Below are 23,326 nucleotides of genomic sequence, written 5' to 3'. Positions count from 1 at the left end.
CGTCAGCCTCGGTGACGAGCGAGGAAGTTCAGCAGCACCGGGAAGTACGCCTGGGGTTCTTCATAAAACGGCATATGGCTGCTGTTGGGGAAAACGTGCAGTTCGGCGTGCCGGGCCGCCATTTTCATGCGCATGGCGCAGGCCGGGGTGAGTTCGTCATGCTGGCCGGTGGTGATCAGGATCGGCATCTTGAACTCGGCCATCTCGGGGATGCGGTTCCAGTCCTTGAGGTTGCCGATGTAGAGGAATTCGTTGGGACCTTGCATGGTTTCGTAAGGGCCCATGTTCCAGTCGTCGAGGGAGCGTTTGACCGGCGCGGGCCACTCGTCCAGGCGGCACACGTGGCGATAGTTGAGCAAGGTGATCGCCGCCTGGTATTGCGGGTGGTCCAGGGTGCCCATGGCTTCGTGGCGCTGCATCATCGCCACGGTTTCGCTGCCGAGGGCGCCGCGCAGGCGCTCCAACTCCTGGGACAGGTGCGGAATGTCGCCCACGGTGTTTTCCAGGATCAGGCTTTTCAGCGCGTCGGGGTAATGGATCGCGTATTCGATACCGAGCCAGCCGCCCCAGGAATGCCCGAGCAGGTGCACGCGGCCCAGATCCAGGGCCTGACGCACGGTTTCGACTTCTTCGACATAACGGCGGATTTCCCACAGCGAAACGTCGGTAGGTCTGGCTGATGCGCCCGTGCCAAGCTGGTCGAATGCAACCACTCGCAGGTTATGCTCTTTGAGCCAGCCATGGGCGTCGCGCAAGTAGTCACACGGCAGGCCTGGCCCGCCGTTGAGGCACAACAGCACCTCATCGCCTTCGCCAAAGCTGTAGACCACGAGGTTATGGCCGTCGACTTGCACGTTGTACTGCTGGTCGGGGGCAATTTCACGCCACATGCATACATTCCTTGTGTTGTATCGGCCTGGCAGGTAGCGGCCGTTTATCAGGCCAACACTACCGAGGATGCCGTGCGTCCATAACCTAGTATTTCTTATAGGTTTGGCCTGGCAGTCCTTCGCCGGGGCGTGGCATTCTACTTGCCGCAAGTCGAGATTCAAATGAATTCGGGAGCCGAACGGATGCTGGCCAAGCTGACTGCGTTAAATCACCGTCTGATGCCGGGCAGGAGCCTGGACGAGCAGATGGACAATACCTTCATCCTCGCCCAACAACTGGGCTTCGATGCATTGGTGTATGACTACACCCCGGTGCCGATGGACCAGGACGGCGCATTGATCACGCCCTCGGTGCTCGCTCTGCGCAATACCCCGCCCGACTGGCATGCCTTATGGTGCAGCGAAGGGTTCTACCAGATCGACCCGGTGCAACACCTGGCCCTGAGCACGGTGTCACCGTTCGTGTGGTCCTACGACGTCAAGGCCGATACCCCACTGCAAAAGATCATCGATCCCTGCCATGCGCCGGTTTCGTCCTACTTGCACGACCAGCAATTGACCTGCGGCGTCAGCGTGCCGATCCACCTGCCCCGTGGCGGCTTCGCCTCGCTGACTGGCCTGCGCACCGGCAACGCCCGCACCGTGTTGAAGGATGCGCAGCAGACCTTGTCGGATTTCAGCCTGATTTCCCATGCCTTGCAGGAAGCGGCCTACCCGCTGTTCAGCAAGGAGCTGCGCACTTATCCGCATATTCACCTGACCAAACGCGAACGCGAGTGCCTCAAATGGGCCGCCGACGGGCTGACAGCCGCCGAAATCGCCACGCAATTGAGCCGCTCGCTGGCGGTGGTTACCCTGCACCTGGCCTCGGCGATGCATAAGCTGGGGGCCAAGAACCGCGTGCAGGCGGTGGTGCGCGCCACCCATTACCGCCTGCTCGAAGACTGACCGGTGGGCAAAACCTAGCTGTTTTGCTAGTTACTTAAATTTCGCCCACGCATTATCGTGTCCCTGATCCTTTTTTCAGAGCAGGGTACGAAATGGAATTCATCGAAAAAATCCGCGAAGGGTATGCGGCGTTTGGCGCCTACCAAACCTGGTACCGCGTCACCGGTGACTTGTCGAGCGGCCGCACTCCCCTGGTGGTTATCCACGGCGGCCCCGGATGCACCCACGATTATGTCGACGCCTTCAAGGACGTCGCCGCCAGCGGCCATGCCGTGATCCACTACGATCAGTTGGGCAACGGCCGCTCCACTCATCTGCCCGACAAAGACCCGTCCTTTTGGACCGTGGGCCTGTTCCTCGCAGAACTCAACAACCTGCTGGACCACCTGCAGATCAGCGACAACTACGCGATCCTCGGCCAATCCTGGGGCGGCATGCTCGGCAGTGAACACGCGATCCTGCAGCCCAAGGGCCTGCGCGCGTTCATCCCGGCCAACTCGCCCACCTGCATGCGCACCTGGGTCAGCGAAGCCAACCGACTGCGCAAATTGTTGCCGGAAGGTGTGCATGAAACCCTGCTCAAGCACGAAGCCGCTGGCACCTACCAGGACCCGGAATACCTCGCCGCCTCGCGGGTGTTTTATGACCAGCACGTGTGCCGAGTCATCCCGTGGCCAGAGGAAGTGGCACGCACATTCGCTGCGGTCGACGCAGACCCGACGGTGTACCACGCCATGAGCGGCCCGACCGAGTTCCATGTGATCGGCAGCTTGAAAGACTGGAAGTCTGCGGGCCGTCTGTCGGCGATCAATGTGCCGACGCTGGTGATCTCCGGCCGACACGACGAGGCCACGCCGCTGGTGGTCAAGCCGTTCCTGGATGAAATCGCCGATGTGCGATGGGCGCTGTTTGAAGACTCCAGCCACATGCCCCATGTGGAAGAACGCCAGGCGTGCATGGGGACTGTGGTGAAGTTTTTGGATGAGGTGTGTTCAGCGAAGTACAACGTACTCAAGGCTGGCTGAATCAGTATGGGGGCTGGCAGGTCAGCCCCCCCTTACTTACTTCAGACCTCGGTAGCCTCAGCTTTGGTTGCCCTTTTCGGGGCATCCGGCACCAGCGGAATCTCCCGCCCCTCGGCATCAAACAACTTGCCGCCTTTGAAGTAATCCCCATCGCGCAGTTCCGACACATCACGGAAGCACAGGCTACGCTCGGTCCCCGCCACAAACACCGACTGCTGGTCTGAGTTACCAGCGGTGAAGTGGTTGAATGCGAGGTTCAACAGGATCGCCATGATCGCCGACGAACTGATGCCCGAGTGAAAAATGGTCGCGAACCAGGTCGGGAAGTGATCATAGAAGCTCGGTGCCGCAATCGGGATCATGCCAAAACCGATGGAAGTGGCCACGATGATCAGGTTCATGTTGTTGCGGTAATCCACCTTCGACAGCGTGCGGATGCCACTGGCCGCCACGGTGCCGAACAGCACAATCCCGGCCCCGCCCAACACGGAAGTCGGCACCGCCGCGATCACCCTGCCCATGAAGGGCAACAAGCCGAGAATTACCAGGAACAGCCCGCCCGTGGCTACCACAAAGCGGCTCTTGACGCCGGTCACCGCCACCAGGCCGACGTTCTGGGCGAAGGCGCTTTGGGTGAATGAGCCGAAGATCGGCGCAAACATGCTCGACAGCATATCGGCGCGCAGACCGTTGCCCAGGCGTTTCGAATCGACCTTGGTGTCGATGATCTCACCTACGGCCAGGATGTCCGCCGAGGTTTCGACCAGGGTCACCATCACCACGATGCACATGGAAATGATCGCGGCGACATGGAAGGTTGGCATGCCGAAATGGAATGGTGCGGGGAAACCGAACATCGGACCCTGGGTCACGCCGGAGAAGTCGGCCATGCCGAGGAACACCGCAATCACCGTGCCGATGACCATGGCCAGCAAAATCGACAGACGCGAGATGGTCGCGCTGCCGATCTTGCTCAGCAGCAACACCAGCACCAGGGTCAGCGCCGCCAGGCCGATGTTGGACATGCTGCCAAAATCCGCCGCGCGACTGTTGCCGCCCATGGCCCAGCGCGCCGCAACAGGCATCAGGGTCAGGCCGATGGTGGTGATCACGATGCCCGTCACCAGCGGCGGGAAGAACTTGGTGATCCGTGAAAACACCGGGGTTATCAATAACCCGATCAACGACGCGGCCATGACCGCCCCGAGAATCGCCGGCACCCCGCCAGCGCCATCACTGCCGACAATCGCCACCATGGTTGCCACACCGGCAAACGACACGCCCTGCACCAGCGGCAACTGACAGCCAAAAAACGGCAGACCCAAGGTCTGCAACAGCGTGGCCAAGCCACCGGCAAACAGCGACGCGGCGATCAACAGGCCGATATCCGCCGGGGACAACCCGGCCGCCTGGCCGACAATCAAGGGGACCGCAACAATGCCGCCATACATCGTGAGCACATGTTGCAGGCCGTAAGCCATGTTGGCGGCGACGCCGAGATTCTCATCTTCTGGCCGCTGCGGTGACGCCTTCGGGATAGTCATGGTGAGGGGTTCTCTGTTTTTGTTGTGCGGCCACTGTATGCAATGTTTGGACTGGATGTCCATAGAGTTGTATACAATCAATCGAACAAGTTACCCTCCATCGGCGTTACAAAAACAATCCGGCCGTGATGAGCCAGAACGCCAAAGGACCCAGAACAATGAAAAAGGCACTACAGGGCGCAACCGTCGCACTCACCCTGCTCGGCGGCGGGGAGGCCGTCGCAGTGGAATGGATGAACAACAGCGTAGGATTCCGCTACGGCCAGCAGTTCACCAATCCGAATAACCCCGACGAATTCAGCAAGCGCATCTACAGTTTCACCCACGCCAGCGGCTACCAGTACGGCAGCAATTTCCTCAACCTCGATGTGTTCCTGTCCGACAGCCGTGACCCGCGCAAGGGTACTGATCATGGCGGGAGTGAGGTGTACGCGGTGTACCGCCACCAACTGTATGCGTCGCGGGTGTTCGATGTGCCGTTGGGCACCGGCCTGGTCAAGGATTACGCGCTGACCCTGGGTTTTGACGCCAACCGTAACAACAACTTCGCCTCAGCCAAGAAACGCGCACTGGTGATCGGCCCAACGCTGAAGTTCAACACCGTCGGCGTTCTCGACCTGAGCCTGATGTACTACAAGGAAAGGAATCACACCGGCATCCCCGGCGCGAAGGAGTCGAACCACACGTTCGATGACACCTACATGCTCAACCTGACGTGGATGCGCCCCTTCGAAATCGCCAACCATGCGGCGAAATTCCAGGGTTTCATCAATTACGTCGGGGAAAAAGGCGAGGACTACCACGGGCGCGATACCGCGCCCGAGGCCCTGATGCGCACCGCGCTGATGGTGGCGGTGCGACCGGGCAAAAGCGTCAAGCCAAACCTCTACCTGGGGGTGGGTTACGAGTATTGGCATAACAAATTCGGCGTGGATGGCGGCCGGGGTAGCCGCACGTCGACGCCGACGGTGAACCTGGAAGTGACGTTCTAGGCGGTCGCCAGTTCCGAATCACCGGCTTTCGGCCGCGCCAGCCAGTAACCCAACACCGCCAGTGGCGCGGTCGCCAGCATCACGATCACGGTAATCAGCAGCGGTTGCTCGATCATCGACGACACCAGCAGGCTGCTGAGGAAGCACAGGCCCAGTTGCAGGGTGTTTTGCAATGCCGCCGCCTTGCCGGAATTTTCCGCAAATGGCATCAGCGCATTCGCCACGACGATGGGGTAACTGGCACCGTTGACCAGCGCCATCAGGCAGAACGGAATCAGCAAGGTGGTGAGGGTCGGCACCGTCAGCGTGGCAACCAGGTACAACGCCAGCATGCTGATGCAATACGCCAGCAGCAACCAAGGCAACAGCGTCTTGCCCTGGAAGTGCTGCAAGGCGCTGCGGCAACTGTAGCCACCGACCAGGAAGGCCAATGTCGGCAATACGTAGCTCAGGCCAATGTCATTGGGGCTGTAGCCCATGTCGCCCAGGATGAAGGGCGAAGCGGTCAGCCAGGCGAAGAAACTGGCCGAGCAGGCGGCGAAGATCATGACGTTGCCGGTAAACACGCGAGACGTCAGTAACTGCCCATAACCGAGGTGCGAACGCTCACTCGCCTCTGCCGGACGTTTCGCCGTGGTGCGCAGAAACAATGTCGGTAGCAGCAACAGCAATGAGACGCCCAGCAATACGCCAAAGATCGCCTGCCAACCCAAGTGATTCAGCACCATCGCGCCCAGCAACGGCGCCAACGCTGGCGACAACGACATCAGCGGCATGATGCTGGCGAACACACGATGAGCCTTGTCGGCCGGGTAGCGATCGATCACCAGTGCCTGCCAACTGACGGCAGCGGAACACACGCCAATCGCCTGGACAAAACGCAGCGCCAGCAACTGCGGGGCGGTCTCGACCCAGAACATCCCCGCGCAGCCCAGTACAAACAGGCTCAGGCCGGCGAGCAGGACGGGCTTGCGCCCCAGGCGGTCGGACAATGGCCCCCACAACAACTGCCCCACCGCAAAGCCGGCGAGGAAAATACTCAAGCTGGCACCCACCGCGCCGGCGCCTATCTGCAACTGTTCGCCCATGGCGCCGAATGCCGGCAAGTACATGTCCATGGCGAGGTAACCGAGCATGCTCAGCCCGGCCAGATACCAAGTGAAACCGAAAGAATTTTTCATTGAAGCCTTGTTAATCCTGCCATCAAACTATTTGCTGACTGGCGCCCATTATGAAGCTGACAGTTTCTGTGTGAAGCGATAATAATTGGACACTCTTATCAATAAATTTGAAGGCAGCCGCCATGTGGTCAGAATATTCCCTGGATGTGGTCGATGCCGTGGCGCGCCATGGCAGTTTCAGCGCCGCCGCTCAGGAACTGCATCGCGTGCCGTCGGCCGTCAGCTATACCGTGCGCCAGTTGGAAGAATGGTTGGCAGTGCCACTGTTTGTGCGGCGCCACCGGGATGTGGAACTGACGCCCGCTGGCCGCCTGTTTATCGACGAAGCCCGTGGCGTGATGAAAAAAATGCTCGGCACACGACGCCTGTGTCAGCAGGTGGCCAACGGCTGGAGCGGCCAGTTGAAGGTGGCCGTGGATTCCATCGTCAAACCTCAGCGCTGTCGGCAGTTGGTGCTGGATTTCTATCGACAATTTCCCGAGGTCGAGCTGTTGCTGGAGTACGAGGTGTACAACGGCGTGTGGGATGCCCTGGCCGATGAACGCACCGACATCGTGATCGGCGCGACCAGCGCCGTGCCGGTGGCCAGTCACTTCACTTTCCGCGATATGGGCTTGTTGAACTGGCTGTGCGTGGTCAGCGCGCGACACCCGTTGGCGAGCGTCGAAGGGTTGTTGAGCGACGATCAACTGCGCCCCTTTGCCTCGCTGTGCATGACCGACACCTCGCGCAACCTGCCCAAGCGCGACACGTGGACATTGGATAACCAGCGACGCCTGGTGGTGCCGAATTGGGCTTCTGCCATCGACTGCCTGCGCGACGGCCTGTGCGTTGGCATGGCGCCAGCGCATCAGGTGTTGCCGTGGATCGAGCGTGGTGAGCTGGTGGCGTTGCGACTGAGCCGGCCGTTTCCGGCCAGCCCGTCGTGTGTGGCCTGGGCGCAGAACAAGCTGTCCCCGGCCATGGCCTGGCTGTTGGACTACCTGGGCGATACCGAGACCCTGAACCAGGAGTGGCTCAACGGCCCTACGCCAGCAACCGAGTAATGGCCCGCACGATCATCTCGACCTCTTTTGCATCCAAGGTCAGCGGCGGCAGCAAGCGAATGATTTTGCCCCGCGTGACGTTGATCAGCAGCCCGTGTTCCTGAGCGGCGCGTTGAGCCAGGTCACGGTAGGGGCTGGCCAGCTCGATGCCGATCATCAGCCCCTGGCCACGAATCGCCAGGACCTGCGGATGTTCACTCAACTCCACGCGCAACCGCGCCAGTAGGCGCTCGCCCTGTTGCGCAGCGTTCTGTAGCAAACCTTGCTCCTCGATGATGTCCAGCACGGTACACCCCACACGACACGCCAGCGGGTTGCCACCAAAGGTGCTGCCGTGACTGCCCGGCGTGAACAGTTGGGCCACGGCGGACCGAGCCAGACACGCGCCGATCGGCACACCATTGCCCAGGCCTTTGGCCAGGGTCATCACGTCCGGGACGATGCCTTCATGCTGGAAGGCAAACCATGCACCGGTGCGGCCGATGCCGGTCTGGATTTCGTCCAGCATCATCAGCCAGCCATGGCCTGTGCAGTGGTCGCGCAGGGCTCGCAGGTAACCCGGTGGTGCAGGCAGTACGCCACTTTCCCCCTGGATCGGCTCCAGCAGCACCGCTGCAATGCGCGGGCCAAATGCCTTTGTGATCGCTTCCAATGCCGCCAGATCACCAAAGCGCACCTTGAGAAAATCCCCCGGCAACCGCTGGAAGCCCAGCCGCACCGAGGGGCCATCGCTCGCGGCCATGGTGCCGAGGGTACGGCCATGAAAGGCGTTCTCCATCACCACCACCAACGGCTCTTCGATGCCCTTTTTCCAGCCATGCAGGCGCGCCAGCTTGAGCGCTGTCTCATTGGCTTCAGCACCGGAATTGTTGAAGAAAGCGCGGTCCAGGCCTGACAACTGAGAGAGGCGCTGGGCCAGCCGTTGTTGCCAGTCGATGCTGTAGAGGTTGGAGGTGTGCAGCAAGAGCCCAGCCTGCTCGCTGATCGCCGTCACCAGCCGGGGGTGCGAATGGCCGACATTGGTCACCGCCACGCCGGCGACCGCGTCCAGGTATTCGCGGCCCTGCTGGTCCCAGAGTCGCGTGCCCAGGCCGCGCGTGAAGCTCAGGGCCAAGGGTTGATAAGTGGTCATCAGGCAGGCGGCGGTCATGGTGCGGGCTCCAGTGCATCGTAGTGATGGCTGCAGTATCGTTAGCCACCTGAGCTGGATAAACTGCACATTCCTGCAATGACTTTAAATCAAGGCTTGATAATGGATCTGTTCCAGGCAATGTCGGTGTACGTGAAAGTGGTCGAGACCGGCAGCATGACGGCCGCAGCCCAGGCCTGTGGGATGTCCACCACCATGGTCGGCAACCATCTGCGTGCCTTGGAGCAGCGCCTGGGCGTGAGCCTGCTCAAACGCACCACGCGCAAACAAAGCCTCACGGAATTCGGCGGGCAGTATTACCAGCGCTGTCTGGAAGTGCTGGGGTTGGTGGCCGACTCCGAACAGCTCGCCGAGCAAGCCCACAGCGATATCCCCAAAGGCAATCTGCGCATCACTGCGCCCCCCGTGTTCGGCACCGAACGCCTGACACCGGCCTTGAGCGAATTTTCCCGGCGCTACCCACTGATCAACCTGTACGTGGTGCTGAGCAATGAGCGGATGGACTTGGTCGACAGCGGCTTCGACGTGGCGATCCGTCTTGGTGAACTGGAAACCTCCAGCCTGATCGCCCGGCCAATGCAGGACTACACCCTCACACTCTGCGCGTCACCTGAATACCTGGCACGACGGGGCACGCCGCAAACGCCCGATGAGCTGCAGCACCACGACTGCCTGGCGTTTGCCTACCCGGCAAGTGACAACTGGCGCGACGCCGACAAACTGTGGCGAATGACCGGCGAGGGCGGCGAGGTGGAGGTCCCGGTGTCCGGCTCATTGACCATCAACAGCTCGCAAGGCTTACGCCAGGCGGCCGTCAACGGCATGGGCATCATCATGCTGGCCGACGCCCTCGTACAACCGGACCTGGAAAGCGGCAAGCTGGTGGCCTTGCTCACTGCCTATCGACTCCCCAGCCGCCCCATGCACCTGCTCTACGGCCAGGACCGTTATCGCCTGCCCAAACTGCGCGCCTTCGTGGATTTCGCCATGGAAAAGTGGGCGCGCTAGAAGCTCACGCCCAACGCTCGCAATTGCGCGGCGGTACCTTCGGCCGACACGTGGTGGATCCCCTGCCAGCCGAGGGCGATGGCCGCCTCGATATTGCCGGCAACATCATCGATAAATACAACTTCAGAGGGCTGGATGTCCGGCAGGTGGCCGCGTACCTGACTGAGACTGGCGTCGTAGATTGCCGCATCAGGCTTGATCAGTTTCAGCTCGCCAGACACCACGATATCGCGAAAGCACTGCAGGAAAGGGTAGTTGGCCCGCGCATAAGGAAAGGTTTCCGCCGACCAGTTGGTGAGCCCGAACAACGGCATATCGGCCTGGTGCAGCGCCTTGAGGATCGCCACGCCTTCCGTTAATGGGCCACGCAGCATTTCGTGCCAACGGTCGTAATAGGCCTGGATCAGTCGCTCATGATCTGGGTGCTGCTCGATCAGGATGCGGGTACCTTCGGCCAAGGAGCGACCGGCGTCCTGCTCGGTGTTCCAGGCCTGGGTGCAGATATTCTCGAGAAACCATTGCCGCTCGTGATCATCGGCAATCAGCTTGCGGTACAGGTGCTGCGGGCTCCAGTCGAACAGGACACCGCCGAAGTCAAAAACCACTGCACGAATTGTCATACGCTCCTCCCATTCATTTGCACGACAGTTTCCCATGCTGATCGCACCCAGCCGCGAGTCAACACGCGTAGGATCGCTCTGATAATTTCACCGTTCAAACGCAACAAACACCTAGGCCGCATCACGTTTGCGCACCGGAACGACCCGCCTCCCATTGCGTTTCATACAAGCCGTCATACTTTTTCCTCCCCGCCGAAGAATGGCTTCTTTAATGTCTCCCGTGCAATCGAAGGAATACTGGGATCTGGAAGGGATCATCCAACATGCCAATAAAACATGATTTGGAGATGCACCATGATAGGCGTACTGAGTTCAGCCCAGATATCGCGTCAGCTTGGCTTGAATGCTTTGCAAGGCTCTCCACCGCGTCAGCCGACGGCCACTGCACCAGAGGCAAACGACTCGGTAAGGATCGCATTCGAGCGCACCAGGAAACAAACGGGAATAGTCCCGAGCCACCTTGTCCCTTTGCAGGAAATCGCGGCGCAGACCAACTCCATCATCGGCGTGCGTCCAGTCGAAACCGTCGCCACCGGGTTGATAGAAGCCGGCCACCCCACCAAGAACTTTCATATCAAGGGAAAAAGTGCCAACTGGGGACCGCAGGCCGGCCTGATCTGCACGGATCAAGCCTTCAGCAAGCTTGAGAAATTCAAGCACGAAGCCCCCGAGAAACTGAACCGCGCCAATGAGCAAGTCGCGGACTGCATCCGCAAGAACGATGCAGTCGCCATCCCTCTGGAGATCTCACAAAATCGCCTCGGTGAATTGATGAGACTCGGCCACATCGTTGAACTGGCGCCCACAGAGAAGGACGGCATACTGAGTTTCAGCTCCAAGGGGCCTAGCCAGCAGGTGTATGCATTTGAAGGCAAACGCACTTCACCCTCAGCAGATGACTATCTGATCAGCCATAAGGGCAAGCCTATTGAAGTGCTGGCGGAACGCGCGGGAGGCAAACCGTTGACGGCCGACTATGACCTGCACATGGTGGCGCCCCACCTCAGCGACTACGGCGCTGAAGACAAGCTGCCGGTGCCCGATGTCGCGCACAGCGTTTTGACGCAAAGGGTTGATAGCTACAGACAGCATCATTCAGACCCCAAGGCTTACCAAGTACCGATGGCGTTGAGGGCAGACTATGAAAGCCCCCTTCACTTCTATGAAAAGGAAGACAAACATCTGGGCAACGCCTCACCGCGAATAAAGCAAATGATTGATTTGATTAATCATCGGTTGGTCGGTAATGGCGAGAAGGTGGTCCACCACAACGCGGACTCCGGCAGCCCGGCAACAGATGTCGCCGCCAACTACCCGGCAACGTTCTTCCTACCGACCAAGCTGGGGCGGTTCGATGAAATCTGCATGATCCACGACAGCAAAGAAATGGCGGAATTGGTCAAGACAGCCAAAGACAGCGGCTATCACGTGCCCCTGAATCCGCTGTGGGAGAAAGAGGTGGTGAGTATCAAGCGTACTGGTTTTAGCAAGGCCCTTCGAGTGTTCAACCAAGGCTGAACGCGCGTTGGGGAAGCACAAAACAGCAGCCTCATAATCGAGACTGCTGTCTATTCCATCACTTAAGCCGAGATGAGACCGTTGATCTTCACGGTCGGATTCACGTCAGCCTCGTAATCCACACCGTCGATTTCAAAGCCGAACAAACGCAGGAATTCAGCCTTGTAGCCGGCAAAATCACTGATCTCGTTGACGTTGTCGTCGGTGACCTGATTCCACAGTGCCGCCACGGCGTCCTGGACCTTCGGCTCCAGCTCGGCCAGGTCAGCACGCAAGCGGCCATCGGCGTCGAGTTTTGGCTGGCTGCCGTACAGGCTGTCCTTGAACAGACCGTAGACCTGCTCGATGCAACCTTCGTGGGTGCCCTGCTCTTTCATCACTTTGAACAGCAGCGACAGGTACAGCGGCATGATCGGGATAGCCGAGCTGGCCTGGGTGACCACAGCCTTTAGCACCGACACACGGGCGTCGCCCTTGAGTGCCGCGAGGTTGTCGCGCAAGGTCAGGACTTTCTTGTCGAGGTCTTTCTTGGCTTCGCCGATGGAGCCGTTCCAGTAGATGTCCTGGGTCAGCTTCTCGCCAAGATAGGTGAAGGCGGTGGTTTTCGCGCCTTCGGCCAAAACGTCGGCGTCACGCAGGGCGTCGATCCACAGCTGCCAGTCTTCGCCGCCCATCACCTTGACGGTGCCGTCGATCTCTTCCTGGGTCGCAGGCTCAAGCGTGGTGTCGACCACAACGCCCTTGTCGGTATTGATACCGCGCAGGGTCACAGCCTTGCCGATCGGCTTGAGGGTGGAGTTGTGCACCACGCCTTGCGGGTCGGTACGGCGTGGCGCGGCCAGGCTGTAGACCACCAGGTCGATCTTGCCCAGGTCTTTCTTGATGGTTTCGATGGTCAGGCGCTTGATCTCGTCGGAGAACGCGTCGCCGTTGATGCTCTTGGCGTACAGGCCTTTCTCGACGGCAAACTTCTCGAACGCAGCGCTGTTGTACCAGCCGGCGGAGCTCAGCTTGCCTTCTTCGCCTTCTTTCTCAAAAAACACGCCCAGGGTGTCGGCGCCGCAGCCAAAGGCAGCACTGATGCGCGCGGCCAGGCCGTAGCCGGTGGAAGCGCCGAGGACCAGCACCTTTTTCGGGCCGCCTTCGATGACGCCGTGTTGAGTCACGTAGTCGATCTGCTCTTTGACGTTCGCTTCACAGCCAACAGGGTGAGCGGTCACACAGATAAAGCCACGAACCCGCGGTTTGATGATCATAAAATTTCTGCCTCTTCCAAGGTGCCGAAGGCCAATGGTGGCCATTCAACTTCAATCGTACCGGTCTATGACGTCCAAAAAACCGAAGCGTCACGATAGTCGCAAATCTTCTGTTTACAAAATCCAATCCACTCAACGCTGATCCGGTTAAAAACTGTGTAGCGCCTTCACAATTTTGCAATATTTAAAACGCCTCTCCAGCGCCGAACGCCTTATCATGACGTAGTTGTTTCAATATGTTTCACCCCTTCCCACTCGCAGCCACGGATCCGGACCTGTCGAATGGCGTCCAGCTGGAGCTGAGTTTCATGAGCAAGTCTGCCTTACGCAAAAAAGCCGTGTCGGTCGCCTGGGTACTCGGCGTCCTGTTGATCATTTGCCTCATCCCCCTGACAACGGTGGTGTTTCTCGGCCTGGTGGTGGTCTGCGGGGTCTATGATTTCCTGCGCAACGGCCTGTATGACCGTGACACTTTCAAGAAATATTTTATCGGCAGTGGCCGCAACACTTGGCTGCTGGCGCCGTTCAACACCCTGTTCGACCTGTTCAGCTCGCCTAACCGCCACGTCTACGCGATGGCGGACCTGCCACCGGCCTGGCGTGAAGACCTGCAACAGGTCATCGACGATGCCATGGCGCACAAGGACCAAATCATTGGCTATCTCGACGAGCGCATGGCCGAGAAGAAGCGCGGCATGTTGTTTTTCCAGTGGTATGGCCAACCCATCGAGACCACCCTCGACATCCCGGAACTGCGCAAAAAACTACCGTTCGTGAAGACCATCGGCGTGTCGGTATTCAATGAAAACCGCTCCACCTCCTTCCACTTCGGCCCCCTGCGCATGATGTTCCGCGTGCTCTACAACATGGCGCCGGCGCCCCATCACGAAGGCGTCTACATTCAGGTCGGCAAGCACAAGCATTACTGGCACGACGACCCGCTGTTTATCTTCGATGACACCCTGATGCACGCGTCTTTCAACAAAAATGATGCCAAGCGTTACTGCCTGTTTATCGACATCGTGCGGCCAACACCGGTGCCGATGGTTCTTAACGCTGTGATCGCTGGGTTTGCCGGGATGGCCTTTACCCTGCGTCGGGTTTTCTACAAAAACTGGAAGCTGATTCAGTGAGTTCTGCGGCATGATGGTGCTGGACGGTGTTTGCGCTCGGCCTTGCGCCTGAGGTAAATATCCGTCTCGTGCGACCGAATTCGGCGCCCATCATTCTCAAGCCATCGCGGCCCCTTGCAGGTGCGGTGGCTGCGCTTTCAAGGAATCAGAATGCCCCAACGTCAAGTCATCAATGCCTCCGTCAGCCCCAAGGGCAGCCTCGAAACCCTGTCCCAACGTGAAGTCCAGCAACTGAGCGAAGCCGGCACCGGCAGCATCTACACCCTGTTCCGCCAGTGCGCCCTGGCGATCCTCAACACCGGTGCACACATCGACAACGCCAAGACCATCCTTGACGCCTACAAAGACTTCGAAGTGCGCATCCACCAGCAAGACCGTGGCGTGCGCCTGGAACTGCTGAATGCCCCGGCCGATGCCTTCGTCGACGGTGAAATGATCGCCAGCACCCGTGAAATGCTGTTCAGCGCCCTGCGCGACATCGTCTACACCGAGAACGAGCTGGACAGCCAGCGCATCGACCTGAGCAATTCCCAGGGCATCACCGACTATGTGTTCCACCTGCTGCGCAACGCCCGTACGCTGCGCCCCGGTGTCGAGCCGAAGATCGTGGTGTGCTGGGGTGGGCACTCGATCAACACCGAAGAATACAAATACACCAAGAAGGTCGGCCATGAACTGGGCCTGCGCAGCCTCGACGTGTGCACAGGCTGCGGCCCCGGCGTGATGAAAGGTCCGATGAAAGGCGCGACCATTTCCCACGCCAAGCAACGCATTACCGGCGGGCGCTACCTGGGCCTGACCGAGCCCGGCATCATTGCCGCCGAAGCGCCGAACCCGATCGTCAACGAACTGGTGATTTTGCCGGATATCGAAAAACGCCTGGAAGCCTTTGTGCGTGTGGGCCACGGCATCATCATCTTCCCAGGCGGCGCCGGCACGGCCGAGGAGTTCCTGTACCTGCTGGGTATCCTGATGCACCCGGACAACCGCGACCTGCCGTTCCCGGTCATCCTCACTGGGCCGAAGCATGCAGCGCCGTACCTGCAACAGTTGCACGCGTTTGTCGGTGCCACTCTGGGCGAAGCGGCGCAGGCGCACTATCAGATCATCATCGACGACCCCGCCGAAGTGGCGCGCCAGATGACCGCCGGCCTCAAGGCCGTGAAGCAGTTCCGTCGCGAGCGCAACGACGCGTTCCACTTCAACTGGCTGCTGAAGATCGACGAAGGCTTCCAGCGCCCGTTCGACCCGACCCACGAGAACATGGCCAGCCTGCAACTGAGCCACGCGCTGCCACCCCACGAACTCGCCGCCAACCTGCGCCGTGCGTTCTCGGGGATCGTAGCGGGTAACGTGAAGGACAAGGGCATCCGCCTGATCGAGCAGAACGGCCCCTACGAGATCCACGGTGACCCGGCCATCATGAAACCGCTGGACGAGCTGCTACAGGCGTTTGTCGCCCAGCACCGCATGAAGCTGCCGGGCGGCGCGGCGTATGTGCCGTGCTATCGCGTGGTTCAGTAAGCTAGCGCTGCACTGCCACGCATTTGATTTCCACCAGCAGACCGGGGTGTGCCAACTCGGACACTCCGATGGTGGTCCAGGCGCAATGCCCGCGTGGGAACAGGCGGTTTTTCACGTCACGGAAAACCGCCATGTGCTGGCTCATGTTGACGTGATAGGTGGTCATGTCCACCACGTCCTCGAACGTACAGCCACCCTCCTCCAGCACCTGCCTCAGGTTCTCCCAGGCGGCGATGAATTGCGCCTCTGGATCGTCAATCACCGCCAATGCCGCCGTGCGTCCGACCTGTCCTGCGCAGTACAACCTCTTGCCGACCTTGACGGCGGGCACGTAACCAGCACGTTCGACAATGGGGCGCATGGCAGCAGGGATAATGAGCTGGCGATCGGTCATATGTTGTATCTCTTTGCGGGTGTTTTCGGACGTGCCCGAGGCATAACTCGGGCTATCTTTTTACCTGTTCCGATCAACTCACACCAGAAGAGCAACCTATGGACCAACGGATCTTGTCCTCCATAATTCCTTACCCTAAGGTAAGGAGCATCACGATGGAGATCTTCACTATGGCCACCGCCACGCTTACTTCAAAAGGGCAAATCACCATTCCCGTCCAGGTCAGAACTGCCCTGGGCCTGGAGACAGGCGATCGCGTTGAATTTGTCGAAATGGAAGACGGCAAATTTTCCATGATTGCCGCCAGCAAAACCGTACACGACCTCAAAGGCCTGATCCAAAAGCCCGCCAAGGCCATCTCGCTGGATGAGATGAACCGTGCCATCGCGGCACAAGGGGCGAAAGCGGGATGATCGGGCTGGATACCAATGTACTGGTGCGCTATGTCACCCAGGACGATCCCGTCCAATCGGCCAAGGCATCTGAATTGATTGAGTCGCTCACCGCCTTTGCACCGGGCTTTGTCAGCCTGGTGTCCGTGGTGGAGTTGGTATGGGTCCTGCAAAGTTGTTATCAGTCTGCCAAAGGGGATGTGGTGACCGTGCTCGAAACGCTGCTACGCACCCGGGAACTGACCATCGAGCACGCCGAGATCATCTGGCAGGCACTGCGACGATTCACCGCCAGCACAGCCGATTTCGCGGACTGCCTGATAGAACGCTGTGCTCATGCTGCAGGCTGTGAATACACCGCCACCTTTGATTTGAACGCTGCGAAGGCCGCGGGGATGAAACGACTGATCTAGGCCTTTGCCGTTGCGACGCCCGCCAGGCTTTGGTAAAAGTCGCGTTCAACCTCTATCGAGAGAAAGACCTACGTGCGCACGCTTCTTCTCGCTACCTTGGCGATGGCGTCCAGTACGGTGATCGCCGAACCGATCACCTGGCCCGACCTGCCAAAAACCTGCTTCGTCAGTGGTCGCTCCGCCACCAGCCTGGATGTCGACGCGGGCTGTGCAGCCTTCCTGATCAACGTGAAAGGCCAGGCCGCAGGCACGCCGATCAAGCTGGATATTCCGCAGTACGCCCTGCACGTTGACGAAGCCACCGGCAAGGAAACCCCGGTGATCCTCATCCAGGCAGAAGAGAATGGCGAAATCAAAGCCGTCGGCTACAAGGAGCTGGGCACCGATCAACTCGGCGCCGCGCTATTGCGTGAGGTTCGGCTTCTGGGCACGACCAAGCCGATCTGACCAAGGCTCAGCGAACCCAGCCACCGCCTTGCCAATGGTAGCCATCGTTGCGTTGGACCCAATGTGGATGCACGTAGCGATAACCTTCGCGCACCGGTTCCCAGTGGCCGTGTACTGCGACATAGCGCCCGCCTTCCCAACGCCAATAACCGCGTGACCAAATGTACCCATAGCGCACCGGCGGTTCGACTTCGATCACCTGCACCGGCGGCGGTTGTGGCGCGATGACTTCCACATACTCGCGTTGTACCGGCCTGCGCTCATGCACCACGCGCTCTTGCACACACCCGGATGCTGCGACGACCATGGCCGTCAATGCCGCATAACGTAGCCACATACAAAACCCTCGGGCGCTGACGCCCAACACTTGCACCGCGAAAAATCCCCCGTTGTGACAGCCGCGCTCCTGCTTGGCTGTGGGTATTTTTAACAGGTGATGTCTGTCAGCTTGCTGAACCCGCAAGCCTCAAGTGGCACACGCGACAGTCGGTCGTTTCAGGCGCATCAACAGCAGCCCGACGACGACCACGGCAATGCCGGCGTAGGTCGACCCGTGGATCACATCGCCAAACATCAGCGCTGCCCACACCAGCGTTACTGGCGGCTCCAGGTAGACCAGCGCAGCGACGTGGGTTGCGGTCATGACGCGCAGCAGCATCCAGAGGCTCAAATAGGCAACGAAGGTTGAAAACACAGTGAGCCAGACAATTGAGATCACTACGTCTGGGTCGCGGGGAATGCTCAGCGTGTCGGTATAGAGCACGGCGACGGTAAAGCCGATCAAGGTCAGCAACGACTGGATGAAGAGCGGCAGGACCAAGCCTGCGTCATGGGTTTGCACCGTGCGGCGCTCATACAGGGTCGCCAGCGTCAGCCCCAGCGCCGCAGCCAAGGGCAGCAGGTAAATGACAAGACCAACGCCTTCCCCGCCACTGCCGTACTGCCCGGCAATCACGATGGAAACGCCAACGAAACTGATCATCAGGCCAACCCACTGCCAGCCGCCACTGCGCTCGGTTGCGCTGCCGGTCGACAACGCCGCCGTCATCAACGGCTGCAGGGCCGCGATGATGGCGGCAATGCCGGGGGGCAAGCCGTTCTGGATCGCGACGTAGAGGCAACTCAGGTACAGGAACTGCGAGAGAAACCCAATGACGGCGTAATGGCGAACCTGCGCCCAGGAAACCTTCAACAACCTGACGTTCAGGAACAGCCCCAGGCACACCGAGACCAACAGGAATCGCCAGAACAACAGGTTGAACGCCCCGCCGCCCTGCGTGCCCAATTTGGCGCCGATATAGCCAGAGCTCCACGACAGCACAAATGCCGCCTGCAACAGCAGCCGCTTTAAGGTTGATCGCGTCATGAAACCTCCGGTCAGTACACATTGACTGAAAGGCTAGAGGCCATACATCATTCTGTATATTTGAATAACCTGCACCATCAATCCATAAAAGTGGAATCATGGCTAAACAACTGAATATCGACCTGCTGCGTACCTTTCACGCCGTGGCGCGCTTTGGGCGTTTCAACGAAGCGGCCGAGCAGGTGCATCGCAGTGCGTCCACCGTGACCACACAGATACAAAAGCTCGAAGATCAGGTGGGTCAACGCTTGTTCAGCCGCAGCAACCAAGGCGTGGAGTTGACGCTCTACGGTAAGAAACTGCTGGGCGAAACCACCGAATTCCTCAAGAGCCATGATCGCCTGCTGATTTCGCTGATGCCGCAGCGCATGCAGGGCAAGATCCGCCTGGGTGTACCGGACACCTATGCACCGGCCTTCATTCGGGAGTTTTTACCTCGGTTGATCGCTGACAACCCGCTGCTGGAGCTGGAGGTCGAAGCCCGCACCAGCGGCGAGTTGCTCAACCTGTTCACGGCCAATCACCTGGACCTGACCCTCACCGTCAGCGCACACCCGCTGGCCCAAGGAGAACGCCTGGGCCCGGTACAGCCGCTGTGGGTCGCGGCCGAGCACTTTAGCTGTCCGTCGAATGCACCGCTGCCCATCACCGTCCCCATCGCCGGCTGCCCCTATCGCGCCGCCGCCTTGCAGGTACTGAAGGATCACGGGATTTATCACCGGATGCTGCTGGAAAGCCCCAATTCATCCGCCGTCGAGGCCTGTGTGCGCAGTGGCGTGGCGGTAGGCCTGATGGAGGAAAGCCGCATGGGTGAAGGGCTCAGGCAGATGACAGACCTGCCTCCGTTGCCAGCGCAACATCTGTACTTGTTGTGCGATAGCAGCAATGCACTGGCGTTGCATCTGCATGAGCAGCTCAGGCACTTCCAGGTCTGAACGCCAGGGACAAAAAAGCCCGCTGACCGTTACCGGTTCAGCGGGCTTTTTACATCGGCTCGATACTTGGCTTACAGCGCCAGGTCAGAGGCCGGCTTGCTTGGCTCAGCTGCTGGCTTGGCAGCCTCGGTGGCCTTCGGAGCAGCACCTTGAGGAATCGCAGGTGGCGTCGGCAGTTGCAGGATTTCGGCGGTGTACGCCCATTCCTTGGCAACGGCTTCAGGGCTGTCGTTCAGCTTGGTGCCGTAGCTCGGTACGATCTGGTGCAGCTTGGTCTGCCACTCAGGGGTCGCGACCTTGTCCTTGAAGACTTTCTGCAGCACGGTCAGCATGATCGGAGCCGCGGTGGACGCGCCTGGCGATGCACCCAGCAGGCCTGCAATGGTGTTGTCGGCGGAGCTGACCACTTCGGTGCCGAGTTTCAGGACGCCGCCCTGCTCTTCGTCACGCTTGATGATCTGCACGCGCTGACCGGCTTGCCACAGGCGCCAGTCGGATTGCTTGGCGTTCGGGAAGTATTCCTGCAGCGCCTTGAAGCGGTCATCATCAGACAGCATCAGTTGGCCAGCGAGGTACTCGACCAGTGGGTATTCACGAATACCGACTTTGGTCATTGGCCAGATGTTGTGGGTAGTGGTGCTGGTCAGCAGGTCCAGGTACGAGCCTTCTTTCAGGAACTTGGTCGAGAAGGTTGCGAATGGGCCAAACAGGATCACGCGCTTGCCATCCAGCACGCGGGTGTCCAGGTGCGGAACCGACATCGGCGGTGCACCCACCGACGCTTTGCCGTAGGCCTTGGCCAGGTGCTGCTCGGCCACGGTTGGGTTATCGGTCACCAGGAACGAGCCGCCTACCGGGAAGCCTGCGTATTCCTTGGCTTCAGGAATGCCCGACTTTTGCAGCAAGTGCAGTGCACCGCCGCCCGCGCCGATGAATACGAACTTGGCGTCGGTTTCGGTCTTGGTGCCGTCTTTCAGGTTTTTGTAGCTCACACGCCACGAACCGTCGGCGTTCTTGGTGATGTCCTGCACTTCGCTCGACAGCTTCAGGTCGAACTTAGGCGTGGTCTGCAAGTGAGCGACGAACTGGCGGGTGATCTCGCCGAAGTTCATGTCGGTACCCAGCGGGCTCCAGGTAGCCGCGATTTTCTGGTTCGGGTCACGCCCTTCCATCATCAGCGGAACCCACTTGGCGATCTGCGCCGGGTCTTCGGAGTACTGCATGCCAGCGAACAGCGGGCTCGCTTTCAAGGCTTCGTAGCGTTTTTTCAGGAACTTGATGTTGTCATCGCCCCACACAAAGCTCATGTGCGGTGTGGTGTTGATGAACGAACGCGGGTTCTTCAGCACGCCCTGCTGGACCTGCCAGGCCCAGAACTGACGGGAGATCTGGAACGCTTCGTTGATCTCGACCGCTTTCGGGATCTCAACGTTGCCGTTCTTGTCTTCCGGGGTGTAGTTCAGCTCAGCCAGGGCCGAGTGACCGGTACCGGCGTTGTTCCAGCCGTTGGAGCTTTCTTCGGCCACGCCGTCGAGGCGCTCGACCATTTCCATCGACCAACCCGGCTCCAGCTCATTGAGCCATACGCCCAGGGTTGCACTCATGATGCCGCCGCCAATCAGCAGCACATCGACTTTCTTTGCCTCTTCCGCGTGAGCAGAGCTGATCCCCAGCGACAAAGCCAGCCCCAGCAGGGCAGTGTTTACTTTTTTAAACATCAGTAGCACCTATGATAAAACGCCATCCGCCCTACCGTCCCTGATCGTGGGCAACCCTCAATCACGTTGCGCCAGGCAACGCACCGCGGGATTTGCACATTCACGAGAGAACCGCAGGGTGGGCACACAAGGCCGACGTATCGACCTCACTGTTTATGTCCCTTCTGCGCTGACTTCTTATCATTATTGGCTTCAGCTACCTGGGCGACAGCCAATCGCTGGGACGTATGCGGATGTACGCACCCAGGAAAGACTAGACCAAGACGGCGCGCAGAATATCACGGCAAACAGCGTTTATGCGCCGTTTGGCCAATTGACAGCTCTAAATCGCGGCTTTTAATGCTCTGATGTCAAGCCTGGCAGGCGCGACCTGGGGTCACAGGCGCGGAACTCTGCCGAAAAAGGCTGTTCTAGACACCCTCGGCGCCGCTTGCGTAGCATCGACGGCTCCCCTTCGTGCAATCCATTCCAATAGAGTTACCCATGACTATCCAGCAAACACCCGGGCATGTGCTGCCCGCGCGCAGCGCCGCCAAAATGGAAGCTGCCATGGCCGTGGGCGCCTTCGCGATCGGCACTGGCGAGTTCGCCATCATGGGCCTGATGCCCGACATCGCCCACAACCTCAACTTGAGCGAACCCCAGGTCGGCCACGCGATCAGCGCCTATGCCCTTGGCGTGATGGTCGGCGCCCCGCTGCTGGCAATCCTCGGCGCCAAACTCCTGCGCAAACATATGCTGCTGTTGCTGATGGGGCTGTATGCCCTGGGTAACCTGGCCACGGCCTTCACCCCGACCTTCGGCTCACTGGTAGCGTTCCGTTTTATCAGCGGCCTGCCCCACGGTGCCTATTTCGGTATTGCCGCAGTGGTGGCTTCGAGCATGGTGCCGAACGACAAACGCGCCGGCGCTGTAGCACGGGTGATGATGGGACTCACCCTGGCAATGCTCCTGGGCAACCCGATTGCGACCTTCCTTGGACAATATCTGGGCTGGCGCTCGGCGTTTGCGTTGGTGAGCGTCATCGCGCTGTGCACGATTGCACTGGTCTGGCAGTTCGTTCCCGACCGACGCGACGAACCCCGTAGCGACCCACGCAAGGAACTGCGTGCCTTCACCAAACCGCAGGTGTGGATGGCCCTGGCCATTGGCGCCATTGGTTTTGCGGGAATGTTCTGCGTGTTCAGTTACCTGGCGCCGACCATGCTCGAAGTCACCAAAGTCTCGCCGCAATGGATCCCCTTCGGCCTCGCGGCATTTGGCGTGGGTGGGATCATCGGCAATATAGCTGGCGGCAAGCTGTTCGACCGCCTGCAGTTTCGCGCGGTGGGCTTGATCCTGGTGTGGTCGATGGCGGTGTTGGTGTTCTTCCCGTTTGCCGCAGGCTCGTTGTGGGGCGTGCTGCTGGGGATCGGACTGGTCGGCACCATGGTGTCATTGGCGGCGCCGCTGCAGATCCGCTTGATGGATATCGCCCACGAAGCGCCGAGCCTGGCGGCGGCGTCCAACCATGCCGCATTCAACCTCGCCAACGCGCTGGGGCCGTGGTTTGGCGGGATGGCGATCACAGCTGGACTGGGGTGGACGAGTACCGGGTATATCGGCGCGGTGACGGCGTTGGTAGGGCTGGGCGTTTATCTGGTAGCGCGGCGAATGCAGGGCGGCCATTGAGCCCTACCTACCTGAACGAAAACACTAACTAAGTCGGCGCAGCTCTTTAAAGAGTCGCGCCGAAATTAACAAACACGAACTATTCGCATCTTCTGCGCCATCACACTAATACATGGGCGTTTTGTGTTTTTTTCTCTACAATTCCGGAACGCAAA

The 23,326-nt window shown here is 59.7% G+C and carries 23 protein-coding genes; 13 read left to right on the top strand and 10 right to left on the bottom strand.

Annotated elements, in window-relative coordinates:
* Window positions 1–2 precede the first annotated feature (2 nt).
* On the bottom strand, window positions 3–890 hold the full coding sequence (locus OZ428_RS09725; protein ID WP_269133228.1) for a proline iminopeptidase-family hydrolase: 888 nt from the start codon (window positions 888–890) through the stop codon (window positions 3–5).
* Between the two features lie 183 nt (window positions 891–1,073).
* Here OZ428_RS09725 and OZ428_RS09720 point away from each other — a divergent pair, with 183 nt between their 5' ends.
* Window positions 1,074–1,838 (top strand): LuxR family transcriptional regulator, encoded by a 765-nt coding sequence (locus OZ428_RS09720; protein ID WP_038850381.1) that lies wholly within the window; start codon window positions 1,074–1,076, stop codon window positions 1,836–1,838.
* Between the two features lie 92 nt (window positions 1,839–1,930).
* Window positions 1,931–2,863, top strand: coding sequence for a proline iminopeptidase-family hydrolase (locus tag OZ428_RS09715; protein WP_269133227.1), 933 nt, complete (start codon window positions 1,931–1,933; stop codon window positions 2,861–2,863).
* A 41-nt stretch (window positions 2,864–2,904) separates the two neighbouring features.
* On the opposite strand, the gene OZ428_RS09710 is transcribed toward OZ428_RS09715, so the two are convergent.
* Complete coding sequence (locus OZ428_RS09710) at window positions 2,905–4,407, bottom strand: nucleobase:cation symporter-2 family protein (protein WP_269133226.1); 1,503 nt, start codon at window positions 4,405–4,407, stop codon at window positions 2,905–2,907.
* A 158-nt stretch (window positions 4,408–4,565) separates the two neighbouring features.
* Between OZ428_RS09710 and OZ428_RS09705 the strand changes: the two genes are divergently transcribed.
* Entirely contained in the window at window positions 4,566–5,399 is an 834-nt protein-coding gene (locus OZ428_RS09705; protein WP_177003500.1) for a nucleoside-binding protein, read from the top strand.
* Here OZ428_RS09705 and punC read toward each other — a convergent pair.
* A complete protein-coding gene (gene punC / locus OZ428_RS09700; RefSeq protein WP_269133225.1) occupies window positions 5,396–6,580 on the bottom strand; it encodes a purine nucleoside transporter PunC in 1,185 nt (394 codons plus the stop codon). The two genes, OZ428_RS09705 and punC, sit on opposite strands and share 4 nt — an antisense overlap.
* Before the next feature lie 122 nt (window positions 6,581–6,702).
* On the opposite strand from punC, the gene punR reads away from it, so the two are divergent.
* Entirely contained in the window at window positions 6,703–7,626 is a 924-nt protein-coding gene (punR, locus tag OZ428_RS09695) for a DNA-binding transcriptional activator PunR (protein ID WP_269133224.1), read from the top strand.
* Here punR and OZ428_RS09690 read toward each other — a convergent pair.
* Window positions 7,607–8,776, bottom strand: coding sequence for an aspartate aminotransferase family protein (locus OZ428_RS09690; RefSeq protein WP_269133223.1), 1,170 nt, complete (start codon window positions 8,774–8,776; stop codon window positions 7,607–7,609). The two genes, punR and OZ428_RS09690, sit on opposite strands and share 20 nt — an antisense overlap.
* A 102-nt stretch (window positions 8,777–8,878) precedes the next feature.
* Here OZ428_RS09690 and OZ428_RS09685 point away from each other — a divergent pair, with 102 nt between their 5' ends.
* Entirely contained in the window at window positions 8,879–9,784 is a 906-nt protein-coding gene (locus OZ428_RS09685) for a LysR family transcriptional regulator (RefSeq protein WP_033902542.1), read from the top strand.
* Here the strand turns inward: OZ428_RS09685 and OZ428_RS09680 are convergent.
* Complete coding sequence (locus OZ428_RS09680; RefSeq protein ID WP_269133222.1) at window positions 9,781–10,404, bottom strand: HAD family hydrolase; 624 nt, start codon at window positions 10,402–10,404, stop codon at window positions 9,781–9,783. The genes OZ428_RS09685 and OZ428_RS09680 overlap by 4 nt on opposite strands.
* 294 nt (window positions 10,405–10,698) lie before the next feature.
* Here OZ428_RS09680 and OZ428_RS09675 point away from each other — a divergent pair, with 294 nt between their 5' ends.
* Window positions 10,699–11,922: an anthrax toxin-like adenylyl cyclase domain-containing protein gene (locus OZ428_RS09675; protein WP_269133221.1), complete on the top strand. Its 1,224-nt coding sequence runs from the start codon at window positions 10,699–10,701 to the stop codon at window positions 11,920–11,922.
* A gap of 62 nt (window positions 11,923–11,984) precedes the next feature.
* Here the strand turns inward: OZ428_RS09675 and fabV are convergent, their stop codons facing one another.
* On the bottom strand, window positions 11,985–13,178 hold the full coding sequence (fabV, locus tag OZ428_RS09670) for an enoyl-ACP reductase FabV (protein ID WP_033902545.1): 1,194 nt from the start codon (window positions 13,176–13,178) through the stop codon (window positions 11,985–11,987).
* Between the two features lie 308 nt (window positions 13,179–13,486).
* On the opposite strand from fabV, the gene OZ428_RS09665 reads away from it, so the two are divergent.
* On the top strand, window positions 13,487–14,311 hold the full coding sequence (locus tag OZ428_RS09665) for an aspartyl/asparaginyl beta-hydroxylase domain-containing protein (protein ID WP_269133220.1): 825 nt from the start codon (window positions 13,487–13,489) through the stop codon (window positions 14,309–14,311).
* Window positions 14,312–14,461: 150 nt separating this feature from the next.
* Complete coding sequence (gene ppnN, locus OZ428_RS09660; protein ID WP_025856956.1) at window positions 14,462–15,835, top strand: nucleotide 5'-monophosphate nucleosidase PpnN; 1,374 nt, start codon at window positions 14,462–14,464, stop codon at window positions 15,833–15,835.
* Between the two features lies 1 nt (window position 15,836).
* Here ppnN and OZ428_RS09655 read toward each other — a convergent pair whose 3' ends face one another.
* Window positions 15,837–16,229: a RidA family protein gene (locus tag OZ428_RS09655; protein ID WP_269133219.1), complete on the bottom strand. Its 393-nt coding sequence runs from the start codon at window positions 16,227–16,229 to the stop codon at window positions 15,837–15,839.
* Between the two features lie 155 nt (window positions 16,230–16,384).
* Between OZ428_RS09655 and OZ428_RS09650 the strand changes: the two genes are divergently transcribed.
* The 3 genes from OZ428_RS09650 to OZ428_RS09640 all read left to right on the top strand — a co-directional run bounded on the left by OZ428_RS09650 (window position 16,385) and on the right by OZ428_RS09640 (window position 17,481).
* Window positions 16,385–16,642 carry an AbrB/MazE/SpoVT family DNA-binding domain-containing protein gene (locus tag OZ428_RS09650; RefSeq protein WP_269133218.1) on the top strand — a complete coding sequence of 86 codons (258 nt, stop codon included), beginning with the start codon at window positions 16,385–16,387 and terminating at the stop codon, window positions 16,640–16,642.
* Complete coding sequence (locus tag OZ428_RS09645; RefSeq protein ID WP_269133217.1) at window positions 16,639–17,034, top strand: PIN domain-containing protein; 396 nt, start codon at window positions 16,639–16,641, stop codon at window positions 17,032–17,034. Before OZ428_RS09650 ends, OZ428_RS09645 begins: the two co-directional genes overlap by 4 nt.
* A 102-nt stretch (window positions 17,035–17,136) precedes the next feature.
* Entirely contained in the window at window positions 17,137–17,481 is a 345-nt protein-coding gene (locus OZ428_RS09640; protein ID WP_269134165.1) for a hypothetical protein, read from the top strand.
* 7 nt (window positions 17,482–17,488) lie between these two features.
* Here OZ428_RS09640 and OZ428_RS09635 read toward each other — a convergent pair whose 3' ends face one another.
* Both OZ428_RS09635 and OZ428_RS09630 read right to left on the bottom strand, forming a co-directional pair.
* A complete protein-coding gene (locus OZ428_RS09635) occupies window positions 17,489–17,818 on the bottom strand; it encodes a YXWGXW repeat-containing protein (RefSeq protein WP_033902551.1) in 330 nt (109 codons plus the stop codon).
* A gap of 129 nt (window positions 17,819–17,947) precedes the next feature.
* Window positions 17,948–18,847 carry a DMT family transporter gene (locus OZ428_RS09630; RefSeq protein ID WP_269133216.1) on the bottom strand — a complete coding sequence of 300 codons (900 nt, stop codon included), beginning with the start codon at window positions 18,845–18,847 and terminating at the stop codon, window positions 17,948–17,950.
* Window positions 18,848–18,945: 98 nt separating this feature from the next.
* Here OZ428_RS09630 and OZ428_RS09625 point away from each other — a divergent pair, with 98 nt between their 5' ends.
* Window positions 18,946–19,782: a LysR family transcriptional regulator gene (locus OZ428_RS09625; protein WP_269133215.1), complete on the top strand. Its 837-nt coding sequence runs from the start codon at window positions 18,946–18,948 to the stop codon at window positions 19,780–19,782.
* Between the two features lie 71 nt (window positions 19,783–19,853).
* On the opposite strand, the gene mqo is transcribed toward OZ428_RS09625, so the two are convergent.
* Window positions 19,854–21,500: a malate dehydrogenase (quinone) gene (gene mqo / locus OZ428_RS09620; RefSeq protein WP_033902554.1), complete on the bottom strand. Its 1,647-nt coding sequence runs from the start codon at window positions 21,498–21,500 to the stop codon at window positions 19,854–19,856.
* A 483-nt stretch (window positions 21,501–21,983) separates the two neighbouring features.
* Here mqo and OZ428_RS09615 point away from each other — a divergent pair, with 483 nt between their 5' ends.
* Window positions 21,984–23,171: an MFS transporter gene (locus OZ428_RS09615; RefSeq protein ID WP_269133214.1), complete on the top strand. Its 1,188-nt coding sequence runs from the start codon at window positions 21,984–21,986 to the stop codon at window positions 23,169–23,171.
* The last annotated feature ends 155 nt before the right edge of the window (window positions 23,172–23,326 follow it).

It is taken from the genome of Pseudomonas sp. GXZC (assembly GCF_026967615.1).
Classification (GTDB): Bacteria; Pseudomonadota; Gammaproteobacteria; order Pseudomonadales; family Pseudomonadaceae; genus Aquipseudomonas; species Aquipseudomonas azotoformans_A.
Note: the sequence above shows the minus strand (reverse complement) of the source record. Positions and strands in the feature narration are given on the sequence as shown.

What these genes read in the sequence shown, in the direction of transcription:
- OZ428_RS09725 (WP_269133228.1), bottom strand. Translation starts at nt 890, where the DNA reads ATGTGGCGTGAAATTGCCCCCGACCAGCAGTACAACGTGCAAGTCGAC.
- OZ428_RS09720 (WP_038850381.1), top strand. Translation starts at nt 1,074, where the DNA reads ATGCTGGCCAAGCTGACTGCGTTAAATCACCGTCTGATGCCGGGCAGG.
- OZ428_RS09715 (WP_269133227.1), top strand. Translation starts at nt 1,931, where the DNA reads ATGGAATTCATCGAAAAAATCCGCGAAGGGTATGCGGCGTTTGGCGCC.
- OZ428_RS09710 (WP_269133226.1), bottom strand. Translation starts at nt 4,407, where the DNA reads ATGACTATCCCGAAGGCGTCACCGCAGCGGCCAGAAGATGAGAATCTC.
- OZ428_RS09705 (WP_177003500.1), top strand. Translation starts at nt 4,566, where the DNA reads ATGAAAAAGGCACTACAGGGCGCAACCGTCGCACTCACCCTGCTCGGC.
- punC (WP_269133225.1), bottom strand. Translation starts at nt 6,580, where the DNA reads ATGAAAAATTCTTTCGGTTTCACTTGGTATCTGGCCGGGCTGAGCATG.
- punR (WP_269133224.1), top strand. Translation starts at nt 6,703, where the DNA reads ATGTGGTCAGAATATTCCCTGGATGTGGTCGATGCCGTGGCGCGCCAT.
- OZ428_RS09690 (WP_269133223.1), bottom strand. Translation starts at nt 8,776, where the DNA reads ATGACCGCCGCCTGCCTGATGACCACTTATCAACCCTTGGCCCTGAGC.
- OZ428_RS09685 (WP_033902542.1), top strand. Translation starts at nt 8,879, where the DNA reads ATGGATCTGTTCCAGGCAATGTCGGTGTACGTGAAAGTGGTCGAGACC.
- OZ428_RS09680 (WP_269133222.1), bottom strand. Translation starts at nt 10,404, where the DNA reads ATGACAATTCGTGCAGTGGTTTTTGACTTCGGCGGTGTCCTGTTCGAC.
- OZ428_RS09675 (WP_269133221.1), top strand. Translation starts at nt 10,699, where the DNA reads ATGATAGGCGTACTGAGTTCAGCCCAGATATCGCGTCAGCTTGGCTTG.
- fabV (WP_033902545.1), bottom strand. Translation starts at nt 13,178, where the DNA reads ATGATCATCAAACCGCGGGTTCGTGGCTTTATCTGTGTGACCGCTCAC.
- OZ428_RS09665 (WP_269133220.1), top strand. Translation starts at nt 13,487, where the DNA reads ATGAGCAAGTCTGCCTTACGCAAAAAAGCCGTGTCGGTCGCCTGGGTA.
- ppnN (WP_025856956.1), top strand. Translation starts at nt 14,462, where the DNA reads ATGCCCCAACGTCAAGTCATCAATGCCTCCGTCAGCCCCAAGGGCAGC.
- OZ428_RS09655 (WP_269133219.1), bottom strand. Translation starts at nt 16,229, where the DNA reads ATGACCGATCGCCAGCTCATTATCCCTGCTGCCATGCGCCCCATTGTC.
- OZ428_RS09650 (WP_269133218.1), top strand. Translation starts at nt 16,385, where the DNA reads ATGGAGATCTTCACTATGGCCACCGCCACGCTTACTTCAAAAGGGCAA.
- OZ428_RS09645 (WP_269133217.1), top strand. Translation starts at nt 16,639, where the DNA reads ATGATCGGGCTGGATACCAATGTACTGGTGCGCTATGTCACCCAGGAC.
- OZ428_RS09640 (WP_269134165.1), top strand. Translation starts at nt 17,137, where the DNA reads ATGGCGTCCAGTACGGTGATCGCCGAACCGATCACCTGGCCCGACCTG.
- OZ428_RS09635 (WP_033902551.1), bottom strand. Translation starts at nt 17,818, where the DNA reads ATGTGGCTACGTTATGCGGCATTGACGGCCATGGTCGTCGCAGCATCC.
- OZ428_RS09630 (WP_269133216.1), bottom strand. Translation starts at nt 18,847, where the DNA reads ATGACGCGATCAACCTTAAAGCGGCTGCTGTTGCAGGCGGCATTTGTG.
- OZ428_RS09625 (WP_269133215.1), top strand. Translation starts at nt 18,946, where the DNA reads ATGGCTAAACAACTGAATATCGACCTGCTGCGTACCTTTCACGCCGTG.
- mqo (WP_033902554.1), bottom strand. Translation starts at nt 21,500, where the DNA reads ATGTTTAAAAAAGTAAACACTGCCCTGCTGGGGCTGGCTTTGTCGCTG.
- OZ428_RS09615 (WP_269133214.1), top strand. Translation starts at nt 21,984, where the DNA reads ATGACTATCCAGCAAACACCCGGGCATGTGCTGCCCGCGCGCAGCGCC.